The sequence below is a fragment of the Streptomyces neyagawaensis genome, assembly GCF_023516595.1.
Lineage (GTDB): Bacteria > Actinomycetota > Actinomycetes > Streptomycetales > Streptomycetaceae > Streptomyces > Streptomyces neyagawaensis.
This window is the reverse complement of the sequence record NZ_JAMGBG010000173.1, coordinates 18148-41583: the sequence shown is the minus strand read 5'-3', so window position 1 is coordinate 41583 and position 23436 is coordinate 18148. Positions and strand designations below refer to the sequence as shown.

General features: G+C 70.6%; 17 protein-coding genes. 12 read left to right on the top strand and 5 right to left on the bottom strand.

The features are described 5' to 3' along the window. Positions 1-356 precede the first annotated feature (356 nt). The 7 genes from M8J73_RS41280 (at position 357) to M8J73_RS41250 (ending at position 8313) form a co-directional block, all read left to right on the top strand. Positions 357-1154 carry a FadR/GntR family transcriptional regulator gene (locus tag M8J73_RS41280; RefSeq protein WP_055538184.1) on the top strand — a complete coding sequence of 266 codons (798 nt, stop codon included), beginning with the start codon at positions 357-359 and terminating at the stop codon, positions 1152-1154. A gap of 422 nt (positions 1155-1576) precedes the next feature. After that, complete coding sequence (locus tag M8J73_RS41275; RefSeq protein WP_055538185.1) at positions 1577-3628, top strand: family 43 glycosylhydrolase; 2052 nt, start codon at positions 1577-1579, stop codon at positions 3626-3628. A gap of 161 nt (positions 3629-3789) precedes the next feature. Next, positions 3790-4431: a superoxide dismutase gene (locus M8J73_RS41270; RefSeq protein WP_055538186.1), complete on the top strand. Its 642-nt coding sequence runs from the start codon at positions 3790-3792 to the stop codon at positions 4429-4431. 318 nt (positions 4432-4749) lie between these two features. After that, positions 4750-6225, top strand: a complete 1476-nt coding sequence (locus M8J73_RS41265; RefSeq protein WP_055538187.1) for an FG-GAP-like repeat-containing protein — start codon at positions 4750-4752, stop codon at positions 6223-6225. 20 nt (positions 6226-6245) lie between these two features. After that, positions 6246-7172, top strand: coding sequence for an aminoglycoside phosphotransferase family protein (locus M8J73_RS41260; RefSeq protein WP_055538188.1), 927 nt, complete (start codon positions 6246-6248; stop codon positions 7170-7172). A 159-nt stretch (positions 7173-7331) separates the two neighbouring features. After that, complete coding sequence (locus tag M8J73_RS41255) at positions 7332-7472, top strand: serine hydrolase (protein ID WP_107423946.1); 141 nt, start codon at positions 7332-7334, stop codon at positions 7470-7472. A 184-nt stretch (positions 7473-7656) separates the two neighbouring features. Next, entirely contained in the window at positions 7657-8313 is a 657-nt protein-coding gene (locus tag M8J73_RS41250) for a hypothetical protein (RefSeq protein ID WP_055538189.1), read from the top strand. Between the two features lie 87 nt (positions 8314-8400). Here the strand turns inward: M8J73_RS41250 and M8J73_RS41245 are convergent, their stop codons facing one another. Next, positions 8401-9363, bottom strand: coding sequence for a helix-turn-helix transcriptional regulator (locus M8J73_RS41245; protein ID WP_055538190.1), 963 nt, complete (start codon positions 9361-9363; stop codon positions 8401-8403). 215 nt (positions 9364-9578) lie between these two features. On the opposite strand from M8J73_RS41245, the gene M8J73_RS41240 reads away from it, so the two are divergent. Together M8J73_RS41240 and M8J73_RS41235 are read left to right on the top strand one after the other, a co-directional pair. Continuing rightward, on the top strand, positions 9579-10265 hold the full coding sequence (locus M8J73_RS41240; protein ID WP_055538191.1) for an alpha/beta fold hydrolase: 687 nt from the start codon (positions 9579-9581) through the stop codon (positions 10263-10265). A gap of 285 nt (positions 10266-10550) precedes the next feature. Continuing rightward, positions 10551-11885 (top strand): glycoside hydrolase family 68 protein, encoded by a 1335-nt coding sequence (locus tag M8J73_RS41235; protein WP_240501171.1) that lies wholly within the window; start codon positions 10551-10553, stop codon positions 11883-11885. Positions 11886-11991: 106 nt separating this feature from the next. Here M8J73_RS41235 and M8J73_RS41230 read toward each other — a convergent pair whose 3' ends face one another. Next, positions 11992-13155, bottom strand: coding sequence for a magnesium and cobalt transport protein CorA (locus M8J73_RS41230; protein WP_206187812.1), 1164 nt, complete (start codon positions 13153-13155; stop codon positions 11992-11994). Between the two features lie 175 nt (positions 13156-13330). On the opposite strand from M8J73_RS41230, the gene M8J73_RS41225 reads away from it, so the two are divergent. Further along, a complete protein-coding gene (locus tag M8J73_RS41225) occupies positions 13331-14476 on the top strand; it encodes a winged helix DNA-binding domain-containing protein (RefSeq protein WP_055538193.1) in 1146 nt (381 codons plus the stop codon). Positions 14477-14617: 141 nt separating this feature from the next. Here M8J73_RS41225 and M8J73_RS41220 read toward each other — a convergent pair whose 3' ends face one another. The 3 genes from M8J73_RS41220 to M8J73_RS41210 all read right to left on the bottom strand — a co-directional run bounded on the left by M8J73_RS41220 (position 14618) and on the right by M8J73_RS41210 (position 19840). Further along, a complete protein-coding gene (locus M8J73_RS41220) occupies positions 14618-15415 on the bottom strand; it encodes a S1 family peptidase (RefSeq protein WP_249829787.1) in 798 nt (265 codons plus the stop codon). A gap of 375 nt (positions 15416-15790) precedes the next feature. Beyond that, positions 15791-18652 carry a helix-turn-helix transcriptional regulator gene (locus tag M8J73_RS41215; RefSeq protein ID WP_249829786.1) on the bottom strand — a complete coding sequence of 954 codons (2862 nt, stop codon included), beginning with the start codon at positions 18650-18652 and terminating at the stop codon, positions 15791-15793. A 345-nt stretch (positions 18653-18997) separates the two neighbouring features. Further along, positions 18998-19840: a helix-turn-helix transcriptional regulator gene (locus tag M8J73_RS41210; RefSeq protein ID WP_055543167.1), complete on the bottom strand. Its 843-nt coding sequence runs from the start codon at positions 19838-19840 to the stop codon at positions 18998-19000. A 155-nt stretch (positions 19841-19995) separates the two neighbouring features. Between M8J73_RS41210 and M8J73_RS41205 the strand changes: the two genes are divergently transcribed. Continuing rightward, positions 19996-21675 (top strand): AMP-binding protein, encoded by a 1680-nt coding sequence (locus M8J73_RS41205; RefSeq protein WP_055543168.1) that lies wholly within the window; start codon positions 19996-19998, stop codon positions 21673-21675. Further along, positions 21672-23282, top strand: a complete 1611-nt coding sequence (locus tag M8J73_RS41200) for an AMP-binding protein (protein WP_055543169.1) — start codon at positions 21672-21674, stop codon at positions 23280-23282. Before M8J73_RS41205 ends, M8J73_RS41200 begins: the two co-directional genes overlap by 4 nt. Positions 23283-23436: the final 154 nt, after the last annotated feature.

Below are 23436 nucleotides of genomic sequence, written 5' to 3'. Positions count from 1 at the left end.
AGGGGCAGGCGGCGCGAGCAGGTGGGCGAGTGGCGCGAGCGGGGACGACGCTGGGCGGCCCGGAAACGCGACGGAAACGGAAGAGGCGGTGTGCTGCAATCAGCGTGGAAGAAATTAGCCGCCTTATCGAGTGGTACGTCAAGGGTGCGTGCAGCGCCTCTTTGCTGGATTTCCGGCGGCGGGCGAGTAGTTGCGCCAACTATGCCCGATAAGAACTGTTTGCTTACTCGGGTGTCCATGGTTCTCCCTACGGATCTTGGTCAGAATGAGTACGACTTATCTCTGCTGTGCGCTACGATGATGCGGCTCCACCGCGATCAGTCGCGTGAGCAGAAGTCACCCGGGAGGCAGCGCAGATGCACGACACGCCAGCGATCGAAGCGGGCCTGCCGGCTCAAGTCCCTGCTGCCGCGCCCGCGAGGGCGGCCGGCCCGGACGAGCGGCGGGACTACCGCCCCGGGTACGAGGTCGTGGCGGAGCGGATCCTCGCGTACATCGCCGAGCAGCGACTGACGCCGGGCGACCGGCTGCCCACGGAGATCGACCTCGCCCGGACGCTGGACACCAGCAGGGCGGTGGTGCGGGAAGCCGTCAAGATCCTTTCGGCGCTGGGTCGGGTGCGGGCGCACAAGGGGCGGGGTCTGTTCGTCGCGGACGACGAAGGCATGCTCATCACCAGTCGGTGGGGAGGCTTCTTCCGCCCCGTCGACATCGACCACGTGCTGATGCTGTTCGAGTTCCGCAGGGTTCAGGAGATGGCCGCCAGCAGCCTGGCGGCCACCCGCGCCACCCCCTCGGAACTGCGCAGCATCGAAGTCGCCATGGAGCAGTGCCGGCACGGGTTCGTCCACGGCCAGGTCGACGTGTTCAACCAGGCGGACGAGGACTTCCACATGGCCGTGTCGGCGGCCTCGCACAACACCTTCCTCGTCAGCGCCGTGCGGGACGCGCGGCGCCTGCAGCGCCAGTCCAGCGCCATCGGTATCCATGACTCGTTCGGGGAGAACACCCAGGCGGCCATCGAGGAGCACGGGGCGATCTACCGGGCCATCCGTGACGGCCGCCCCGAGGAAGCGGCGCAGGCCACCGCGGTACACCTCGACCGAACCCTGGAGGACTACCGGCGCGAGATCCAGCGCCGCCTGTTCGGCTGACGCCGTCTGTTCTGTTCGGCCGACGCCGCCCGTCGGTGCGCTGTGTGCGCCCCGTCCCGGCCGCCGCACGTCTCTGGAAAAACGCGGACGATCCGTTGACTTCCGTGCGGCCGGGACTCTAACTTCGGCGTCGACCGGTTCGACAAGCCGATAGATGTTCGGAATATCGACCAACTGTCGTTCCGTCCTCGGTCGTCGCGTGTCCCAAAGGACTCGTTGCCCAGGCGTCCGGGGGGTGCCTTCGTCATGCCGCCACCCCCGCACCACGCGGGTGAGGGGCGTCGGCCCGCTGGGACGGCGGGCGCGACGCGAAGGCCGTGCCCCTTCGACGTTCTCCCTTCGACGTTCTCCCTCCCGCGTTCTCCTCGCGGTGTCCACCCGACGCTCCCCGCACCTGATGACCTCCAGCCAAGGACTGCATCGTGGACCTCACCAGAAGACAACTCGGCCGGCTCGCCGCGGTCGGTACCGGCGCCCTCCTCCTCCCGGGCCTGCTCCCGTCGAGCGTGGCGGCGGCGGACTCGTTCCCGGCCGGCACCTGGGGTGACCAGGGCGACGGCACCTACGCCAACCCGATCGTCCCGGCCGACCTCAGCGACTGGGACTGCATCCGGGTCGGTGACGACTACTACGGCATCACCAGCACGTTCGGGTACTCGCCCGGCATGGCCGTCCTGCACTCGAAGGACCTGGTCAACTGGCGCCCGATCGGCGGCTCGGTCGACGACGTCACCCGCATCGGACCGGAGCTGAACTGGGACCGGATGAACCGCTACGGCCGCGGCGTGTGGGCCGGGGCGATCCGCTTCCACGCGGGGCGGTACTGGGTGTACTTCAACACGCCCGACGAGGGCTTCTTCATGACGTCGGCCCCGTCGCCGGAAGGGCCCTGGGAGCCGCTGCACTCGATGTGGCGGACCTCCGGCTGGAACGACGTGTGCCCGTTCTGGGACGACGACGGCCAGGGCTACCTGGTCACCACGCACTACTCGGACGCCTACAAGATCCACCTGTACAAGCTGTCCGAGGACGGCAAGTCGCTGATCGGCCCGGCCCCGGTGATCCACCAGTCGAACCGCAGCGAGGCCAGCAAGCTGTACAAGATCGACGGTGTCTACTACCACCTGTTCAGCGAGGTGAAGCCCGAGGGCCGGGTCCTCATGATGAACCGCGGCTCCAGCATCCTCGGCCCCTTCGAGACCCGGCAGTTGCTGCATGTCAACACCTCTGTCGACCGCGAGCCCAACCAGGGCGGGCTGATCCAGACCCCGGGCGGCGACTGGTACTTCGTGACCCACCACGGCCACGGCGACTGGGAGGGGCGCGTGCTGTCCCTGCTGCCGGTGACCTGGGTGGACGGCTGGCCGATCATCGGCACGGTCGGCTCGGACGGCATCGGCAACATGGCGTGGAAGGGTCAGTTGCCCGGCATCGGCACCCCCGGCCTCCCCGTCGACGCGCTGCCCGCCGTCGTGACCAGCGACTCGTTCACCGACACCCGCCTCAAGCCGCAGTGGGAGTGGTACTACCAACCCCGCGCGGGCTACTGGTCGTTGACCGAACGCCCCGGCTATCTGCGCCTGAAGGCATTCGCGCCGCTGAACGGAAACAACCTGATGAAGGTGGGCAACACCCTCACCCAACGAGTGCTGCGCACCGCGGGTGGCGCCACGGTGACCGTCCGCCTCGAACTCGCCGGCCTCGCCGACGGCCAGCACGCCGGGCTGTGCCACTACGCCGCGACCTACGCCGGACTCGGTGTCCGGCGTACGGGGACCACCACCACGATCGAGCACAACGCAGGCGGCACCCTGACCAGCGGCGCGGACATCACGCAGAACGCCGTGTGGCTGCGCACCACATGGGACGTGAACGGGGTCAGCCGCTTCTCCTACAGCCTCGACGGGAGCACGTTCACCCAGGTCGGTGGCACCTACCAGCTCACCTGGGGCGGCTACCGCGGCGACCGGATCGGCCTCTACACCTACAACGCGGGCGGCACCGGTTACATCGACGTGGACTCGGTGCAGTACACCATCGCCCCCGCGCGGACGTACACATGCGTCAGCGTGCGCAGCGGCAAGGTGGCCGACGTCTCCGGTGGGTCCGGCGCGGACGGCGCCGCCGTGATCCAGTGGACCGGCAACGGTGCGACGAACCAGCAGTGGGCCTTCCAGTCCACGGCCGACGGCTACCACACCATCACCTGCGTCCGCAGCGGCAAGGTGCTCGACGTGGCCGGGTCCTCCACGGCGGACGGCGCGCGGGTCGTTCAGGCGACCCCCGACGGCAGGACCAGCCAGCAGTGGCAGCTGCGCCCGCTGTCCGGCGGTGTGTTCCAGGTGGTCAACCGCAACAGCGGCAAGGTGCTCGACGTCAGCTCCGGCAGCACGGCCGACGGCGCCGCGCTGATCCAGTACACCAGCAGGGGCAGCACCAACCAGCAGTGGACGTTCCGCCGGGTCACCGGCTAGCACACCGATCCCGCCCGCCGGCTGATACGAGCCGGTGCGGTCACGGCCCGGCCCGACGGCTCCTTCGCCGTGGGGTCGGGCCGTCATGCGTGGGGCCGGCCGCCTCTTGCTGGTACCGTGCAGTTGCACATCTGTTGCAATAGTGTCGGAGGATGTTGGACATGGCGGTGTACACGCTCCCGGAGCTTCCCTACGACTACGCGGCGCTCGAACCGGTCATCAACCCGCAGATCATCGAGCTGCACCACGACAAGCACCACGCGGCGTACGTCAAGGGCGCGAACGACACGCTGGAGCAGTTGGCGGAGGCGCGGGACAAGGAGCAGTGGGGTTCGATCAACGGTCTGGAGAAGAACCTGGCCTTCCACCTCTCCGGCCACATCCTGCACTCCATCTACTGGCACAACATGACCGGCGACGGCGGCGGCGAGCCCCTGGAGAAGGACGGCGTGGGCGAGCTGGCGGACGCCATCGCCGAGTCCTTCGGCTCGTTCGCGGCCTTCAAGGCGCAGCTGACCAAGGCGTCGGCGACGACGCAGGGTTCCGGCTGGGGTGTGCTCGCGTACGAACCGCTCAGCGGTCGCCTCATCGTCGAGCAGGTCTACGACCACCAGGGCAACGTCGGCCAGGGTTCCACCCCCCTCCTGGTCTTCGACGCCTGGGAGCACGCCTTCTACCTCCAGTACAAGAACCAGAAGGTGGACTTCATCGACGCGATGTGGGCCGTCGTCAACTGGCAGGACGTGGCACGCCGTTACGCCGCCGCCAAGGAGCGCGGCGACAGCCTGCTGCTCGCCCCCTGAACGGGCTGACGCATGACGCCGCGACCGTGGCGGCGTCCGCACCGACGTCCTGCTCGTGATCGTCTTCTCAACCTTCACCGGCAGGCGGTAGGAGGAAGGGCTCCCACGAGGACGTGACTCGCGGGAGCCCTTCTGCCACCCGGCCGCCGGCAGGACATGGTCGCCGACCAGGCTCTCGGGGCCGTCCCTTCCTCACCGGCGCGCCGTACCCGCTTCACCCGGCTGTCATCGCACAACCATCCACCGTTTCCAGGTGTCTTGGAGGTGAATCACACCGTGCGAGGCATCTCGATGTCGCTCGCGCTTTGAGGAGGAGCAGTGGGAATCCGCCGACCTGCCGTATCGACCGCCGTGGCCGCCGCCCTGATCGGATCGTTCGGCGTGCCGCTCGTCGCGGGCACCGCGTCCGCGAAGGACGGCGTCGCGACCGTGCGCGAGGACTTCAACGGCGACGGCTACCAGGACATCGCCGTCGCCGCCCCGGGCGCCACCGTCGGCGGGCATGCCCGCGCCGGATACATCGCGGTCACCTACGGCTCCCCGCAGGGCCTCGACCCCAAGCGCACCAAGGTCATCACCCAGGACACCACCCACGTGCCCGGCGCCTCCGGCGACAACCACGTCTTCGGCTACGCGATGGTCTCCCGCGACCTGGACGGCGACGGCCTGACCGACCTGGCCGTGGTCGCCCGCGACTACCGGCCGGAGAACAACGTCAACGGGTCGGTGACCGTCCTGTGGGGCCGGAAGACCGGCCTGTCCGGCGACGGTGCCGTCAGCGTCGGCGCACCGGCGAACGCCCAGGTCGGCGACGACCTCACCGCAGGCGACTTCGACGGCGACGGGTACACGGACCTGTTCATGGGCAACGGGGACGAGTACGACTTCCACGACGTCCTCTACGGCCCCTTCGGCCGCAACGGCGCCCCCACCCGCACCCAGCAGGTGCAGGTGTACAGCACCGACAACTCCATCAACTCCACCGCCACCGGCGACTTCAACGGCGACGGCGTCGAGGACCTCGCGACGTTCTACGTCTACGAGAACCACGCCGAGGGCGGCAAGCTGTGGCTCGGCTCCAAGTCCGGCCTGTCCACGGTCCCGCAGCGGCTGAACTCCGCGGCCGGCACCGCCGTCGCCGACTTCGACCGTGACGGCTACGCCGACCTCGCCACCCGCGTCTTCATCAACGGCGACACCGAGGGCACCGAGGAGGACCCGGGCACCGTCAAGATCTACTACGGTTCCGCGTCCGGCCCCAGCCAGACCCGTACGCAGACGATCACCCAGAACACGGCGGGTGTGCCCGGCGCGAGCGAGAAGGGCGACCAGTTCGGCGGACGGCTGCACGCGGGCGACGCGAACGGTGACGGATACCCCGACCTGGCCGTCGGCGTCCCCGGCGAGGCGATCGGCTCCAAGGCCAGGGCCGGCGCCGTGGTGCTGCTCAAGGGAGCCAGGGGCGGGCTCACCGGCAAGGGCGCGCAGGCGTTCCACCAGGACACGACGGGAGTTCCGGGTGCCGCGGAGTCCGGCGACGTGTTCGGCGCGGCACTGCGGCTGCTCGACCTGACCGGCGACGGCAAGGCGGACCTGGTCGCGGGCGCGCCGGGCGAGAACCTGGGCAGCGTCGTGAACGGCGGCGCGGTATGGCTGCTGCGCGGCACGGCCACCGGCGTGACCGCCTCCAAGTCGGTCGCGGAGAACCCGACGGACATCGGGGCCCCGGCGCCGAGGGCGCTGTTCGGCGCGAACCTGAGCGACGACAATGGTGCGGGAGTGGTGATCCCGTAGCCGAGGAGTCGCGACGCCGCATGAGCGACACCGAGCTCGGCACCGTTACCGAGACCGGTACCGATACCGAGATCACCGCAGACCTGGTCCGCGACCTGCTGCGTGAACAGCATCCGGACCTCGCGGGGCTGGCCGTCCGTGAGGTGGCGGGCGGCTGGGGCAACCAGATGTGGCGCCTCGGGGACGAGTTGGCCGTGCGCATGCAGCGCATGGACCCCACTCCGGAGCTTCAGCTGAAGGAGCGGCGGTGGCTGCCGGTGCTGGCGCCGCGCCTGCCGCTCCCGGTGCCGCGCCCGGTCAGGTTCGGCGAACCGTCCGAGCGCTTCCCCAAGCACTGGACCGTGATGACGTGGGTCCCCGGCGAGCCGCTGGACCATGGCCGGATCAGCCGCGGCGACCACGCGGCTGACCGGCTTGCGGCCTTCCTGCGGGCGCTCCATGTGGAGGCGCCCGCAGAGGCGCCGGTCTCCACGGACTTCGGTGCCCGTCCCAGGAACTGCACGGACGGCTTCGAGTACTTCTTCGAGGCCGTCGTCCCCGACGACATCGCCACCGAGGTCCGGGCTGTCTGGGACGACGCCGTCGCGGCCCCCGCATGGGAGGGCCCGCCGGTGTGGGTGCACGGCGACCTCCATCCCGCGAACGTCGTCGTCTCGGACGGAACGCTCTCGGGCGTCATCGACTTCGGTGCCCTGACCGCCGGCGACCCGGCATGGGACCTCGCGGCCGCATGGGTCCTGCTGCCCGAGGGCACGGCCTCACGGTTCTTCGACACGTACGCGGACGCGGACGAGGCGGCGATCCGGCGCGCCCGCGGGCTGGCCGCCATGAAAAGCCTGTTCCTGATACTCATGGGCCAGAACGGAGACCGGGGCCTCCCCGGCGGCAAACCCCACTGGGGCCCCGCGGGCCGAGCCGCATTGGACCGTGTCCTGAAAGGCGTTTGACGCACGCTGCTACGGACCTGGTCGAGAGCCCGCTCCCTGATCGCCGAGTAAGAGCCGCGTGCTGTCCAACGTCGCAGCAGAGCAGATCAGTCAGGGCCATGACCCCGAAGTCCTGGCAAGTCGGTTCCCTGCACGAAGATCCTCACGGGCACGCTGCTCATGCGACTGGCGGCCGAGGGAACGGTGGACCTGGACGATCCGGCGGAACGTCGGCTGTACCCCCGCGGTACCGGCATTACGCTGCGCCGCCCGGCCGACCACACCTCCGACCTTCCTCGCCTACCGCCCAGCGCGCCGTAGACCGGTCAAGGCGGACGGTGGGGGCCATGTGGATGTCACTGAGCCGTTGACCGACCCCTGGGGTTTGGGCCAGAACATCCTGGGCCTCGGTACCGTATTGCGCGGGATCCTTGATCATCTTGGCTGCAAACCGGGTTACCGTGGCGCCTGTCGTATGCCATCTACCGCTTGAAAGGGTAACTCCGTGAGCACATTTGACGGTTCGCAACCGGCGGCGACCGCACAGCCTGGGGACCTTGAGCGGCTACTGGTCACCGCAGCGGATCTGGCCGACGCGGGCCTCGACGACTTCACTGTGCTGGCGTCGCCCTCGTCCGACGAGGACCCGCCGCCGATGACCGGTCCGACCCCGGAGCTCACGGCCCTGCTGAACAGGGCGTTCAGCGACAAGGCCGCGAGAGAGGTCAGGACCTCGTTCATGAACGCCGACTCCTCTCTCGTCGTCGACGAGGGGGTCTCGGAGCGAGTAGCAGGGGCTGCCGTGGCCTGGATGGCCGACATGCGGCAGGTGTACGCCCAGTGCCCCGCCTGGACGATGAACATCGGCGATCAGGAGATCACCGTCCACGTGGTGGATCCGGCCGATGATCCGAGCGAGCCGCTCAAGGTGGAGCAGCGGTTCGGTGACGAGGCCTTGATGCGTACGATGCTCGCCGGTCCGGTCGGGCAGCAGGCCCAGATCACCACCCTTCTGGTGCGGGGTGGTGACCGTGCTCTGGAACTGACGTTCCGTTGCTTGGCGGGCGAGCCCGGTGGGCCCGAGGCGGCGCGGCTAGCCATCGCGATGTCGAAGTTCCTTGAGCTGGCTCCGGCAAAGTTCCTGAATCGGCCGCTCGTCTAGAGTCTCTCGCGACGTGGAGATGTGACGAATGGGCACATGGACAGGGCCGGCTTGAGCTGTTGCCACCGCCTGCTCGGCCCGGAGCTCTTAGGGCTGGTCGGCCACGGCGGCGGTGAAACGCGCCACGAGGGCCGCCACCGCGGCACGCAGCTCTTCTCCGCCCTCGACGCGGAAGGCGAACGGCAGACTCGCCAGCCATTCCTGCGCGTACATCGCTGGGTTGCGAGTGCTGCCGACCAGAACGCATCCGTCCCCCAAGGCTTCGAGCCGTCCCATGGGCGGCCGGATCCAGGGGGCCACCTCGGTCAGGGGGAGGTCGAACACCACGCGGGTGGAGAACTCCCATCCGAGGCCCAGGTTCTCCTCCAGCACCGCCACCGGGTCGAGACCTTCGGGCGGTTCGAACCCATGCCCGGTCCGCCGGACCGCGCGGACCCGGTCGACCCGGTAAGTGCGGATCGCGTCCGCGCGATGGGAGTGGCACAGCAGATACCAGCGCCCGTAGCGGACGACGAGGGACCAGGGATCCACCTCGGCCTCCCACTCGTTGCCGACCTCGCTGCGGTACGTGACCCACACGCGGTGCCGGGCTGCGACGGCACCGACGAGTTCGCTGGTGATGGCCGGATCCGGGCGGGACACGTACGGGTCCGGTGCGGCCGACGCGTACTCCCGCAGCATTGCCGCATGGTGGCCGACGCTCTCCGGCAGCGCCTTGATGACCTTGCCCAGGGCGGTGCTGACCAGGTCGTCGGCACCGGCTGCGCTCGGCTGGCCGCTGAGTACGGCCATCACCAGGCCGAGGGCCTCGGTCTGCGTGAAATGCACAGGGGGCAGCCTCGTCCCGCGCCCCAGCCGGTACCCGCCATGCGGCCCCCGGGCCGACTCCACGGGGATGCCGGCCTCTCGGAGTATCCCGACGTATCGGCGCGCGGCTCGCTCCGTGACGCCCAGCCGTATGGCAAGTTCTCCGGCCGTCGTACCGGGGCGGGACTGGATGATCTCCAGGGCGCGCAGCGCTCGCGCGGTGGGGCTGAGATCGTTCGGCACGGGAGCAGGCTAATCCGCTCCGCCGAGATCCAGGGTCAAAGGAGTCCGCGGGATTCCCCGGGCCCCTGGGGCGAGGGTGGGCGGGGCTGGTTCCCGGACTTGGCCGCCACCGGATGACGCCCAGGCGCTTGGACGGTCGCCGGACAAACCGGCAGTGGATTGTCCGGATCTCCTCCTACGGTGACATCCGTGAAGCAGAAGAAGGGGAACTGACCATGAACATCCTGCTCATCGGCGGCCTGTGGCTGAACGGAGCCGTGTGGGGCCCTGTCGCCTCCGCGCTGCAGGCGCACGGCCATCGCCCAGTGCCGCTCACCCTCCCGGGCCAAGGGGACGGTTCCGCGTCCGCCACGCTCGACGACCAGGTGGAGGCGGTGCTCGCCGCCGTGGACGCAGCGCCCGGCAAGCTCATGGTGGTGGGGCATTCCGCCGCCGCCTCGCTGGCCTGGCTGGCCGCCGACCGGTGGCCGGGGCGGTTGGCCAAGGTCGCCCTCATCGGCGGCTTCCCGTCCCCCCACGGTCAGCTGTACGCCGACTTCTTCGAGGTGAGAGACGGCGTCATGCCCTTCCCGGGCTGGAGCCCGTTCGAAGGACCGGACGCCGCCGACCTCGACGACGAGGCCAGGCGAGAGCTGGCGGCTGCCGCGATCCCCGTGCCCCAAGGCGTGGCCAAGGGCGTGGTGCGGCTGACGGACGACCGGCGGTTCGACGTCCCGGTCGTGGTCGTTTGCCCGGAGTTCACGCCCGCGCAGGCGCAGGAGTGGATCAACGCCGGCGACGTCCCGGAGCTCGCCCGCGCCAAGCACGTCGACTTCGTCGACATCGACTCGGGCCACTGGCCCATGGTCACCAAGCCCACCGAACTGGCCCGGATCCTGGCTGCGGCAGCCAACGCGGCCTGACGGGACGCCTGCCGGGCAGGAGCACGGCACGCCGGGCCTGCACCAAAGTAGCCGCCGCATGGGTCGGGCCGAGCGGCACTCGACCGTGTCCTGAAAGGCGTTTGACGCACGCCTCACGCAGCCGCGCCGCCATGGGTGCGGACACCCTTTCATCCCCCAGCGCCCGAAGTTAATTGCCAGTAACAGAAGTTGATGGCGTGTCAGGCGAGAAGGGGGGTAGCCGCGAAACGGAATCGCTCCCCACGGTTCTGTTCCGTTCGGTCACCCGCTTTGGAAGGACGACGCATGCGCAGATCACGGAGAGTGCTGATCCGGCTGGCCACGGGCTTGATGGCCCTCGCGGTGCTGGGCGGTGTGGCGACACCGGCTTCCGCCGACGAACCGACCTCGTCCCAGACGGGAACACGGCAGTACAGCGCGGCCGACGACTACCACGCCGTCTGGTCCCGCGCGGATGCGTTGAAGCTCCGGCAGAACAGGACCAACACCGCCCCCCGCGTGTCGCCGGACTTCCCGGTGATGACCGACAAGGTGTGGCTCTGGGACACCTGGCCGCTCACCAAGCTCAACACCCGCACCGCCACCTACAAGGGCTGGCACGTCATCTTCTCGCTGACGGCACCGCGCTCCGTGCCGTTCGGCGACCGGCACTGGTACGCGAAGATCGGCTACTTCTACTCGCGTGACGCCAAGAGCTGGAAGTACGGCGGTGACCTGTTCCGGCCCGGCACCTCGTTCGGCTCACGTGAGTGGGCCGGCTCGGCAGCTCTCGTCGGCGACAAGGTGTACTCCTTCTACACCGCCTCCGGGCGCGACAACGGTGGGGTCGACCCCAACGACGCCCTGCAGCGTCTGGCCCAGGCGACCGGCAAGATCCACGCGGACAGGAACCGCGTGTGGTTCAGCGGCTTCCGGGACCACCGCATCATCGCCGAGGCCGACGGCAAGCTGTACCAGACCCTGCAGCAGTCCCAGGCGGGCCCGATCATCTACGCCTTCCGTGACCCGTTCGTCTTCCGGGACCCCCGGGACCGCAAGATCCACCTCTTGTTCGAGGGCAACACGGGCGGTGTCGCCGGCACGTACCAGTGCACCAAGCGCGACATAGGTGACGTCCCGGCCGGCCATGAGGTGCCGGAGGACGCGAAGTACTACACGGGCAACATCGGGCTCGCCACGGCTGCCGACGGAAGCATGGACACATGGCGACTGCGACCCCCGCTGCTCTCGGCCAACTGCGTGAACCAGCAGACCGAACGGCCCCACCTGGTCATCCGTAACGGCAAGTACTACCTGTTCACCATCAGCCACAAGTTCACGTTCGCACCCGGGCTGAGCGGTTGGGACGGCCTCTACGGCTTCGTCGGTTCGTCCCTACGCAGCGACTACAAGCCGCTCAACGGCAGTGCACTGGTCCTGGGCAACCCGGAGGACGCCCCGACGCAGCAGTACTCGCACTACGTGATGCCCAACGGGCTGGTGGAGAGCTTCATCGACACGGTCCCGACCGCCGACGGCGGGACCCGCTTCGGCGGCACCCTGGCCCGCACGCTCCTGGTGTCCCTGAAGGGCGACCAGACCAAGCTCATCACACAGTTGGACTACGGCTTCATCCCGTGACCCACCACAGTCGAGCAACCCGCCGTGGCCGGCCACGCCGCATCGTGGCCCCACGGTGGTGTTGTCGCAGCGACGGGTCTTGCGGTAGCCGGTGGTGCTCTGGCGGTCAGAGCCAGTCCCGCCGTTTGAAGATCACGTACAAACTGACACAGACGATCCCCATCAAGCCGATCGCGAAGGGGTATCCGAAGGTCCAGCTCAGTTCGGGCATGTGCTGGAAGTTCATGCCGTAGACCGTCCCGACGAGTGTCGGAGCGAACAGGATCGCCGCCCACGAGGAGATCTTCTTGATCTCCTCGTTCTGTTCGAAGCCCGCCTCCGCCAGGGCCCGCATCTCCGCGTTCTGTTGCTGGGTCACCAGCGTCGCGTTCACCGTGAGGATGTCCGTGAGGGCCTGGCGGAAGCCGTCGACGCGTTCGCTGGTGTGGGTGACGTGGTCGGCGACGTCGCGGAGGTAGCTCTGGAGTTCGTCGTCCGTCTCGTACTTGGTGAAACCGGCCATGAGGCCGTGCAGCATCCCGACCAGAGGGCGGGTGGCCCGCTGGAACTCGACAACCTCGCGGGAGAGTTCGTAGATGCGGCGGGACACCTCCGGGTCGCCCCGGAACACCTCGGTCTCGATCTCGTCGATGTCGTTCTGCACGCCGGCGACGACCGGCACATAGTCGTCCACCACCGCGTCGAGGATGGCGTACAGCACCGCCTCCGGGCCCAGCTTCAGGAGTTCCGGCGTCTCCTCCATGCGGCGGCGCACCGCCGACAGGTCCGGCGCCGCGCCATGCCGGACCGTGATGACGAAGTCCGGCCCCACGAACACGTGCAGCTCACCGAAGTCGACCTCCTCCGGCGCGTCGAGATAGCGGGCGGCGCGCAGTACGACGAACAGGGTGTCGCCGTAGCGCTCCAGCTTGGGGCGCTGATGGGCCTCCATCGCGTCCTCGACGGCGAGCGGATGGAGGTCGAACTCCGCTGCCAGCGACAGCAGTTCACCCTCGGTGGGGCGGGCCAGCCCGATCCAGGCCATGCCCGACGGTGCCTCCCGCAGTGCGCGGTAGGTCTCGGCGAGCGTCGCGGGCGCGGTGACCCGTACACCGTCCTCGTACAGGACCGCCTGTACGACACTGGCCGCCCGGTCCGGCCGATCCGGTTCCGCCGGTCCGGGGCGAGGCGCCGGCGGTCGGCCCGCGGGCGGCGCGGGCGGGGTCAGCGCGCGGCGCCAGCCCGACACCCTGGCGCTCTTCGAGGCTGGGCGGGCACGTCGTTCGGCCATCGGTTCGCCTCCGGAGTCGCACATCTGTCTGTGTGATCTTCGAACAGGATATCCGGGGCAAACCGTGGCACGGGCCCCGGGAGTTCCGAGCCCGCCGGGCGTCCCCAACGGCTTCTGCCCGTCCCGCCGGGCGTCGCGGACAGAAGCTGTCCGCAAGGGCCGTTAGCGTTTCACCATGACGAAGAAGGCGACCTCGACCGCACCCCTGCTCGGCGCCCGCGCCCTCAACCGCGCCACCCTCGCCCGGCAACTGCTGCTGCGCCGCACGCCGGTGGCCGAGATGTCGGTGAGCGGAGCCGTCGAGCATCTGCTCGGGCTCCAGGCGCAGAACGTCAAACCGCCGTACTACGCCCTCGCCGCCCGCCTGGAGGGCTTCGCCCCCGAGCAGCTGTCGACGCTGATGGCGGAGCGCGCCGTCGTCCGGATCGTCACCATGCGGTCCACCATCCACACCCACACCGCCGAGGACTGCCTCACCCTGCGGCCCCTCGTGCAGCCCGCCCGCGAACGGGAACTGCAACTGTTCCGCAAGGGCCTCGTCGGCGTCGACCTCGACCGGCTCACCTCCCTCGCACGGGAGTTGGTGGAGGAGGAGCCCCGCACCCTCAAGCAGCTGCGCGAGGCCCTGCTCGTCGAGTGGCCTGACGCCGATCCGCTCGCCCTCGGCATCGCCGCGCGCTGCCGGCTGCCGCTGGTGCAGGTCACCCCGCGCGGCCTCTGGGGCAGGAGCGGCCAGGTCGCGCTGACCACCGCCGAGCACTGGCTGGGTCGCCCGGCCGCACCCGCCCCGGCGCCCGAGGCCGTCGTACGCCGCTATCTCGCCGCCTTCGGGCCCGCCTCCGTCAAGGACATGCAGACCTGGGCCGGGGTGACCCGGCTGCGCGAGGCGTTCGAGCGGCTGCGCCCGGAGCTGGTCACCTTCCGCGACGAGAACGGCGTCGAACTCTTCGACCTGCCCGACGCGCCCCGCCCCGACCCGGAGACCCCGGTGCCGCCCCGTCTGCTGCCCGAGTTCGACAACCTGCTCCTCTCCCACGCCGACCGCTCCCGTGTCGTACCGCCCGACCTCAAGGGCCGCAGCTGGCAGGGCAATCAGGCGTACCGGACCTTCCTCGTCGACGGTTTCCTGGCCGGGATCTGGAAGTTCGACGGGCCCGCCGTCGTCCTGGAGCCGTTCGTCCGTCTCACCGCGGAGCAGCGGACCGACCTCGTCGCGGAGGCCGAGCGCACCCTCCGGACACTCCCCGGTGAGGGCGAGAACGAGGGCGAGGGCGAAGACGGCGACCCGTACGACATCCGCTTCGGCACCGTCGCGAACTGACGCGACCGGGACGCGACCCGGACATGGCGGACGTGGCGGACGTGGAGAGGGGGCGCTGCGAACCGCTCGTGGCAGGTTCGCAACGCCCCCTGGTATCACCTGAGGACGTGCCTCAGGAGCTCACGGGCCGGCGTGTTCCGCTCAGGAGTTGACCTGCGCGGCCACCGTGCTGGAGAAGGTGGTCAGCCGGGTGTAGATACCGGGGTACTGCGCGTCGGCGCAGCCGTAACCCCAGGAAGTAATACCTGCCAGGACGCCCCCGATCATCAGGGGACCGCCGCTGTCGCCCTGGCAGGTGTCCACGCCGCCGGACGTGTAACCGGCGCACACCATGTCGCTCGCGATGAACTCGGAGCCGTAGGAACTGGAGCTGCCGCAGACCGAGTTGGCCACGATCGGCACGGTCGCGGTGCGCAGCTGGTTGGAGGAGGAGCCGCCCGAGGAGGTGGTGCCCCAGCCGAGGATGCGGGCGGTGGTGCCGGCCGCGTACACGCTGGTCTGCGACGAGGTGACGTACGAGACCGGGGTGTACGGCATCGACGACGACAGCGTCAGCACGGCCACGTCGCTGCCGTTCTCGGCGGACGTGTAGTTCGGGTGGATCCAGATGCGGCTGACGGACCGGACGGTGCCGTCCGTGCCGTTGCGGTAGGTGCGGCCGCCGACGACACGGGTGTTGCTGGTCGTTCTGCCGTCGACACAGTGGGCCGCGGTGATCACCTTGGTCGCGGACACCAGGGTGCCGCCGCAGAACTGGCTCTGCGAGGAGTTGGTGATCTGCATGACGTACGGGTACGCGCTCGCGGTGGTGGTCGTACCGCCGACGATGGGCTGGGGAGCGGCGACGGCGCCGGGGGCGGCCAGCAGAGCGGCGGCGGAGGCCGCGGCGGTCGCAGCGGCGGCGACGATCGTCTTCCTGGCACGGTTGAACCCGAACATGGTTCTCCTCATGGGGGGAGGGAGTTGCCGGTGGGGGACGCGCGGGTGGGGGTGGTGCACAGGAGCCCTGCGGGTACCGCCCCCGCTCGGGGGAGCCGAGCGGGGGCGGTGGGCCGGTCTGTGTGCCCTGGCGTGCGGCACGGCGTAAAACGTATGACCGGTTGTGAACGTCCCCCAATGGGGGATCCCCCTAAGGGAGTTGGGGAGGGAAAACCCTCGATGACCCGAGGTGTGGTGTGAGCCTAGGCTGGAGCCGGAAGGGCTTCCGCCAGGGCGGGCCGATCGGGCCCCGGCCAGGGCAGGGTCGCGTCAGGGCCGGCGTGAAGCCTTCGCACACGGGTCCCCGGGAGGGGTCGTAGACCGGTCCCGGGGAGGTCAGTTCGTACGGTGTCCCGCCGCCAGTCGCACGATGTCCACACGCGACCGGATCCCCAACTTCCGGTAGACGCGCGTGAGCGTCGCCTCGACCGTCTTCACGCTGATGTACAGCTTCCCGGCGATCTCCCGGTTGGTGGCGCCCTCCATCACCAGCTCGGCGACCTGCCGTTCCGTGGCCGCGAGCCCGGCGAGGGCGTCCAGCGCCGACGGGGCGATCGCGGGCTGCGGCACGGGCGCCGGCGTGGTCGAGATCTGCTCGACCTGACGCAGCCACGGCAGGGCACGGCAGCGGCGGAACAGCCGGGACGCCTCGTCGTACGCGGCCGGACCGGGCACGGGGGCCACCCCCGCGCGCGGAGCGACACCGAGCGCCTGGGGCATGGCGCGCAGAGACGCCAGGGCGTACGCGGCCCGCGCCTCCTCCAGCCCGCAGCCCAGCTTCGCCAGCTGGTCCTGAGCCGACGTCAACTGCCGTACGGCGGCGTCGTGTTCACCGCGCGCCGCACGGACAAGGGCCTCCGCCCGGTCGAGGACGGCGAGGATGCTCTCGCGGCCCAGACGCATCGCCCGCTGCCGGGTGACGTCGATGACGTCCTGCGCCTCGGCGATCTCCCCGACCCGCACCAGCGCCTCGGCGAGATCGGCCTGCCAGCGGCCGCGGGCCGGGTCGGTGACCCCCAGCCCCTCCTCCAACTCCCGTACCCGGCGCAGCGACTGCACGGTGCCGGCCGCGTCCCCGGACACCAACTGGGCGTGGCCGAGGGCGCCCAGGGCGCGCGAGAGGTACATCAGGTCGCCGTCCTGCTCGGCGTGCTCGGCGGCCTCCCGGGCCAGCGCCTGCGCCCGCTCCACATCGCCGCCGGCGGCCTCGGCGAGCGAGGTGAGCATGGCGGAGGCGCCCTCGCCTATGCCGGAGTCGCGGGCGAGCCCGTACCCCTCACGGGCGAGGTCGAGGGCCCGACCGCAGTGTCCGGTGCGCAGTTCGATCTCGGCGAGGAAGCGCACGTAGTGCACCTCGCTCTCGACCATGCCGCGGCGCCGTACCTCGCGCAGCAGCGCGGTGGCCGTGGCCCGGGCGTCGCCGAACTGGTCGCTCATCATCAGCCAGCGGAAGCGGGTCGCGCCCGCCCCGTTGTGGTGACAGGCCAGCTGGGGGTCCTGCGGCTCCTTCAGCGCCTTCTTGATCGTCGCGGGTGCGTCGGGGTGCCCCATCAACGTCTCGACCTGCGCCTGGTGGGCGAGCGCGAGCAGTTCGGTACGGCGGTCCCCGGCCCTCGCGGCCAGTTCCGCGGAGCGCGCGGCCTCCTTGCGGCCCGCCGCGAAGTCGCCGTCGATGACCAGCGCCCGCCACGCCAGCTGGTAGTGGACCAGGGCGAGCAGCCGGGGGTCGTCGCCCGCGTCGGCGAGGGCCTGCGGGTACACGGCGTCGACCTCGGCGATCGACTGGCCGGCCGCCTCGATCACCACCATCCAGGCGCGGACGCGTTCGGCGGGCTCGGTGGCGCGGCTCAGCACCTCGCGGGCGATGTCCCGGGCGAGGTCGTTCTCCCCGGCGGTCAGCGCGTCCTCGGCGGCCTGGAGCCTCCGCTCGTCCGGCGACGGCGTCGCGTCGGCCGGGGTGTGCCGGGCGGCGAGCAGACCCAGCTCGGCGGCGACCGAGGGCGCGCCGCGGTCCCTGGCCACCGCGGCGGCCTCACCGAGCCGGGCGGCGACCTGCGGATCGGCGCCGGTCGTGGCCAGCGCCAGATGCCGGGCCCGCTCGATGGGGTCGACGGCGGCGGTGGACAGCGCGGCGTGGGCGGCCCGCCGCTCCTGGGCGGTGGCCTCCGCGTACAGCGCGGCCGACACCAGGGGGTGCGCGAAGCGCACGCCGGGGCTCTCCCGCTCGGGTGCCAGCAGGCCCAGCTCGACGGCCCGCGCGGTCTCCGCCTCGGCGTTCTCCCGTCCGGCGGCACGCAGCAGGGCCAGGGTGGGCCGGGCACCGGCGCTGGCGACAAGCAGGGTGCGGCGGGCCTCCGCAGGGAGCATGTCCAGCCGGTTCAGTACGAGGGTCCGCAGCGAGGTCGGCACCGGCAGCGGCTCGCCCGGGCGGGGCGGGGTGAGGCTGTCGGCGAGGGCGCGGCCCAGCTCCAGCGCGAACAGGGGGTTGCCGCCGCTGGTGCGGTGGATGTCGCGCACGGTGGAGCGGGGCAGACCGGTGTAGCCGCGGTTCTCCAGCAGCTCGGCGACGTGCGCCCGGGACAGCGGGTTGACCCTGAGGGCCAGGGTGTCCGACGGGGACGCGCGTAGATACCTGTCCTGCTCGTGGCCATGGGGGTCCGTCGAGGTGCGGACGGCGCACAGCATGCGGACCGGCATCTCGCCGAGGCGGCGGGCGGCGAATCCGAGCAGCTCGACACTGGCCGGATCCAGCCACTGGAGGTCGTCCGCGACGATCAGGACGGGGCCCTTGGCGGCCAGGGCGCGCAGGGTCGACAGGACGGCGAGACGCAGGGCCAGACCGTCACGCTGGAGCGTGGACTCGCCCCGTCCGGTGAGCGCCGATTCGAGGGCCGTGCGCTGGGGGGCGGGCAACTGGTCGGAGACCTCGTCGACGACGAGGCCCAGCAGATCGGTCAGGGCCAGGAACGGCAGATGCGACTCGGATTCGGTCGCCGAGCACCGCAGGACCGTACGGGCCGTCGTGTCGTATTCAGCGGCGAGCGCGCGCAGGACGGTCGATTTACCGATACCGGCCGAGCCGTGCACGAGGACGCTGCCGCCGCGCGCGAGCTGCTCCCGCGCCGCGGTGAACAGCTCCTCCCTGCCTATGACCAGGTCGGGGCGGGGTCTCCCAGGCTCCTTGAAGTCCCGATGCACGGGCCACCGCTCCCCTCTGTGTCGTGTCCGGGCCAATATTAGGCAACCAGTCCTTGAATTTCGGAACGCAGCGTGGTGAGGGAAATAACAGGAAGGGTACGGCATAAGGAATTTCACACGCCCGAAACATGAATCCCGAACCACCGCCCAACCCGTCTCTCACCGCCCCGAGCCACCGATGCGCGCCGGCCGTGATCGACCCGGCTCGGCCCCGCGAGGGCCGACAACGGCCTCCGTCCGCCCATGAGGGCCGACAACGTCTGTCTGCCGGTGAGGGCCGACGGCGGACGCCGCTCCACCACCATCCTCCACCCGCCCCGGCACGCGGCGGGCGTCGGCGGAGTCCTACGGCAGCAACCCCGCCCTGCGGGCCGCCACCACCGCCTCCAGGCGGGTGTGGGCCTCCAGCTTGCGCATGGCGGAGCGGAGGTAGCCCTTGACCGTCTCGGGGCGCAGGCCGAGGCGGTCGGCGGTGGTGGCATTGGTCGCGCCGAGCGCCACGCAGGACAGGACGTCCAGCTCGCGGGGGGTGAGGGTGACCCGCGGCCCGCCGGACGGGGCGGGCGCGTCGGGCGTGGCGGGTCCGGCGGTGTCCGCGGCGGCGGCACCGGCCAGCCGACCGCACACCTGGAGGAGCTCCCGCCGGAGCTCCGGGTCGTCGATGCGGGGGGCCAGCGCGCGCAGCGCCCCGTGCGCCTCGCGGACCTCCTCCCACGCCCCAGGTGACCCGTCCTCCGGCGGCCGTGCCGCCGCCAGCAGGTTCCGGGCCTCGTCCTGCACCACCAGGGCCTGCTCCATGTCCCGCGCGGCCTCCATCGCCGCCCCGACCGTGCGGTCGCCCAGCGGCTGGGGTGCGCGCAGGGCGCCGTACAGCACTCCGCGCACCCGGCGCCGTACGACGACGGGGACGGCGAGGACCGAGCGGATGCCCTCGGCGGCGACGGCGGCGTCGTACTCGTGGCTGATCTGCCGGGACGAGGAATAGTCGGTCACCCAGCAGGGGCGGGCCAGCGCCACCGCCTTGCCGCCCAGCCCGTTCCCGGAGTGCACGGACAGCCCGCTGAGCGAGGTCGTCCGGTTGCCCTGGAGTTCGCTGATGCGCAGTTGCCCGGGACCGGGCTCGACCAGCCCGGCGAAGGCCAGCGGCAGCCCGGTGGCCAGCCTTAAGCGGTTCAGCGCGCCGCGCATGTCCGTCGAACCGGATGAAGCAGGATCGACGGGACCGAAGGAATCCACTGCCACGAAGTCGTCCTTTCCGCGCGGCGCACCCCCGTTCGGGGGTAGTGAGACGCGTATCACGCATTACACGATGTCAGGCGACGGTCCGGCAATGAGGAGGACACATGTCGGCGAGGACGAGCGCCACGGAGGAGTTCAGGGCGGCCAGGGACTTCCTGCTGGCCCACCGGGAGGACTACGCCACGGCCTGCAAGGGCTTCACGTGGCCGCGCCCCGACTTCTTCAACTGGGCACTCGACTGGTTCGACGAGATCGCACGCGGGAACGACCGCACGGCCCTGCACATCGTCGAGGAGGACGGCACGGAGACCCGGCTGACCTTCGCCGAGATGTCCGAGCGTTCCTCCCGCGCCGCGAACTGGCTGCGCGCCCAGGGCGTACGGGCCGACCACCGGGTCCTCGTCATGCTCGGCAACCAGGCGGAGCTGTGGGAGACCGCCCTCGCCGCGATGAAGCTGCGCGCCGTCGTCATCCCCGCCACCCCGCTGCTAGGCCCCGCCGACCTGCGCGACCGCGTCGAGCGCGGCCGGGTCCGGCATGTGATCGCGCGGGCCGAGGACACCGCCAAGTTCGAAGAGGTGCCCGGCCGCTACACCCGGATCGCCGTCGGCGGCACCGCGGACGGCTGGCGCCCCTACGAGGACGCCTACGCGGCCCCCGCCGACTTCACGCCCGACGGCGAGACCAACGCCTCCGACCCGCTGATGCTGTACTTCACCTCGGGCACCACCGCCCGGCCGAAACTGGTCGAGCACACCCATGTGTCGTACCCCGTGGGCCACTTGGCGACGATGTACTGGATCGGTCTGAAACCCGGGGACGTCCACCTCAACATCTCCTCGCCCGGCTGGGCCAAGCACGCCTGGTCCAACCTGTTCGCCCCGTGGAACGCGGAGGCGACCGTCTTCATCCACAACTACACCCGCTTCGACCCGGCCCGGCTGCTGTCGGAGATGGAACGCGCGGGCGTCACCAGCTTCTGCGCCCCGCCGACCGTGTGGCGGATGCTGATCCAGGCCGACCTCACCCAGCTGCGCACCCCGCCCCGGGAGGTCGTCGCTGCGGGCGAGCCGCTCAACCCGGAGGTCATCGAGCAGGTGCGCCGCGCCTGGGGCATCACGATCCGGGACGGCTTCGGCCAGACCGAGACCGCCGTGCAGGTCTCCAACAGCCCCGGCCAGGAGCTGAAGACCGGCTCGATGGGTCGGCCCAGCCCCGGTTTCAAGGTCGTCCTCCTCGACCCCGTCTCGGGCGCCCCCGACGTCGACGAGGGCGAGATCGCGCTCGACCTGTCCGACCGTCCCGTGGGCGTGATGACCGGCTACCACGGCGACCCCGACCGCACCGCGGAGGCCATGGCGGGCGGTTACTACCGCACCGGCGACATCGGCTCCCGCGACCAGGACGGCTACATCACCTATGTGGGCCGCGCCGACGACGTGTTCAAGGCGAGCGACTACAAGATCAGCCCGTTCGAGCTGGAGAGCGCCCTGCTGGAGCACGAGGCGGTCGCGGAGGCGGCCGTCGTGCCCGCGCCGGACGAACTGCGGCTCGCCGTGCCGAAGGCGTACATCGTGCTGGCGGCGGGCTGGGAGCCGGGCCCCGACACCGCGAAGATCCTCTTCGAGCACTCCCGGACCGTCCTCGCGCCGTACAAGCGGGTCCGGCGGCTGGAGTTCGCCGACCTGCCGAAGACCGTGTCGGGCAAGATCCGCCGTATCGAGCTGCGCGAGGCCACCGCCGCGGGCTCGGACGCCGAGTACCGCGAGGAGGACTTCCGGTGAGCGGCAGCGGCGGGCCCGCGGGAGCGTCGTCGTACGCGCACGGGACGAGCGGCACGGCCCTCCTCGGCGACACCATCGGCGCCAACCTCGACCGCGCGGTGGCCGCCTGGCCGGACCGCGAGGTCCTCGTCGACGTGCCGTCCGGGCGACGCTGGACCTACGCCCGGTTCGCGGCGGACGTCGACCGGCTGGCCTACGCGCTGGTCGCGAGCGGGATCGCCAAGGGCGACCGGGTGGGCATCTGGGCGGTCAACTGCCCGGAGTGGGTGCTCGTCCAGTACGCCACCGCGCGCATCGGCGCGATCATGGTGAACATCAACCCGGCCTACCGCACCCATGAGGTCGAGTACGTCCTCAACCAGGCCGGTGTCTCGCTGCTGTTCGCCTCGCTCAGCCACAAGACGAGTGACTACCGGGCGATGGTGGAGCAGGTGCGCGGGAACTGCCCGCGGCTGCGGGAGACCGTGTACATCGGCGACCCGAGCTGGGACGCGCTGGTCGCACGCGGCATCCCCGTGCCGTTCGAGGAGTTGTCCTGCGACGACCCGATCAACATCCAGTACACGTCGGGCACCACGGGTTTCCCCAAGGGGGCGACCCTCTCCCACCACAACATCCTCAACAACGGCTACTTCGTGGGCGAGTCGATCGCCTACACCGAGCAGGACCGGGTGTGCGTCCCCGTCCCCTTCTACCACTGCTTCGGCATGGTCATGGGGAACCTGGCGGCCACCTCGCACGGCGCCTGCGTCGTCATTCCGGCCCCGTCCTTCGACCCGAGGGCCACCCTGGAGGCCGTCCAGCAGGAGCGCTGCACCTCCCTGTACGGCGTGCCGACGATGTTCATCGCGGAGCTGAACCTCCCCGACTTCGACTCCTACGACCTGTCGTCGCTGCGCACCGGCATCATGGCGGGCTCGCCCTGCCCGGTGGAGGTGATGAAACGGGTCGTCGCCGACATGCACATGGCCGAGGTGTCCATCTGCTACGGCATGACGGAGACGTCGCCCGTCTCCACCCAGACCCGGCGCGACGACGACCTGGAGCACCGCACGGGCACCGTGGGCCGGGTCCTCCCGCACATCGAGGTGAAGATCGTCGACCCGGCCACCGGGGTCACCCGACCGCGGGGCACCGCGGGGGAGTTGTGCACCCGCGGCTACAGCGTGATGCTCGGCTACTGGGAGGAGCCCGAGAAGACCGCCGAGGCCGTCGACGCGGGCCGGTGGATGCACACCGGGGACCTCGCGGTGATGCGTGAGGACGGGTACGTCGAGATCGTCGGCCGGATCAAGGACATGATCATCCGGGGTGGCGAGAACATCTACCCGCGGGAGATCGAGGAGTTCCTGTACGGCCACCCGGGGATCGCCGACGTGCAGGTGGTCGGGGTGCCGCACGAGCGGTACGGCGAGGAGGTCCTCGCCTGCGTCATCCCGCGCGACCCCGCGCGCCCGCTCAGCCTGGAGGAGCTGCGGGCCTTCTGCGACGGGCAGTTGGCGCACTACAAGATCCCGAGCGCGTTGCGGATCCTCGACGCGTTCCCGATGACGGTGTCGGGGAAGGTCCGCAAGATCGAACTGCGGGAGCGGTACGCGGCCGAGTAGGCGGCGTGCCGCTGCCCGGGACCCCGCCGGGCGCGCGGGGGTTCGGGTGCGGCCCGCGTGTCCGGCGCGCCGTGGCCGAACTGCCCGCCGCCGTGTGCCTGACCGTCCGTCGGCGTGTGCCGAACCGTCCGCCGCCGTGTGCGGGACCGTCCGC

Coding starts and splice junctions, on each gene's coding strand:
- M8J73_RS41280 (WP_055538184.1), top strand. CDS start 357: ATGCACGACACGCCAGCGATCGAAGCGGGCCTGCCGGCTCAAGTCCCT.
- M8J73_RS41270 (WP_055538186.1), top strand. CDS start 3,790: ATGGCGGTGTACACGCTCCCGGAGCTTCCCTACGACTACGCGGCGCTC.
- M8J73_RS41260 (WP_055538188.1), top strand. CDS start 6,246: ATGAGCGACACCGAGCTCGGCACCGTTACCGAGACCGGTACCGATACC.
- M8J73_RS41255 (WP_107423946.1), top strand. CDS start 7,332: ATGCGACTGGCGGCCGAGGGAACGGTGGACCTGGACGATCCGGCGGAA.
- M8J73_RS41240 (WP_055538191.1), top strand. CDS start 9,579: ATGAACATCCTGCTCATCGGCGGCCTGTGGCTGAACGGAGCCGTGTGG.
- M8J73_RS41235 (WP_240501171.1), top strand. CDS start 10,551: ATGCGCAGATCACGGAGAGTGCTGATCCGGCTGGCCACGGGCTTGATG.
- M8J73_RS41230 (WP_206187812.1), bottom strand. CDS start 13,155: ATGGCCGAACGACGTGCCCGCCCAGCCTCGAAGAGCGCCAGGGTGTCG.
- M8J73_RS41225 (WP_055538193.1), top strand. CDS start 13,331: ATGACGAAGAAGGCGACCTCGACCGCACCCCTGCTCGGCGCCCGCGCC.
- M8J73_RS41220 (WP_249829787.1), bottom strand. CDS start 15,415: ATGTTCGGGTTCAACCGTGCCAGGAAGACGATCGTCGCCGCCGCTGCG.
- M8J73_RS41210 (WP_055543167.1), bottom strand. CDS start 19,840: ATGCGCGGCGCGCTGAACCGCTTAAGGCTGGCCACCGGGCTGCCGCTG.
- M8J73_RS41205 (WP_055543168.1), top strand. CDS start 19,996: ATGTCGGCGAGGACGAGCGCCACGGAGGAGTTCAGGGCGGCCAGGGAC.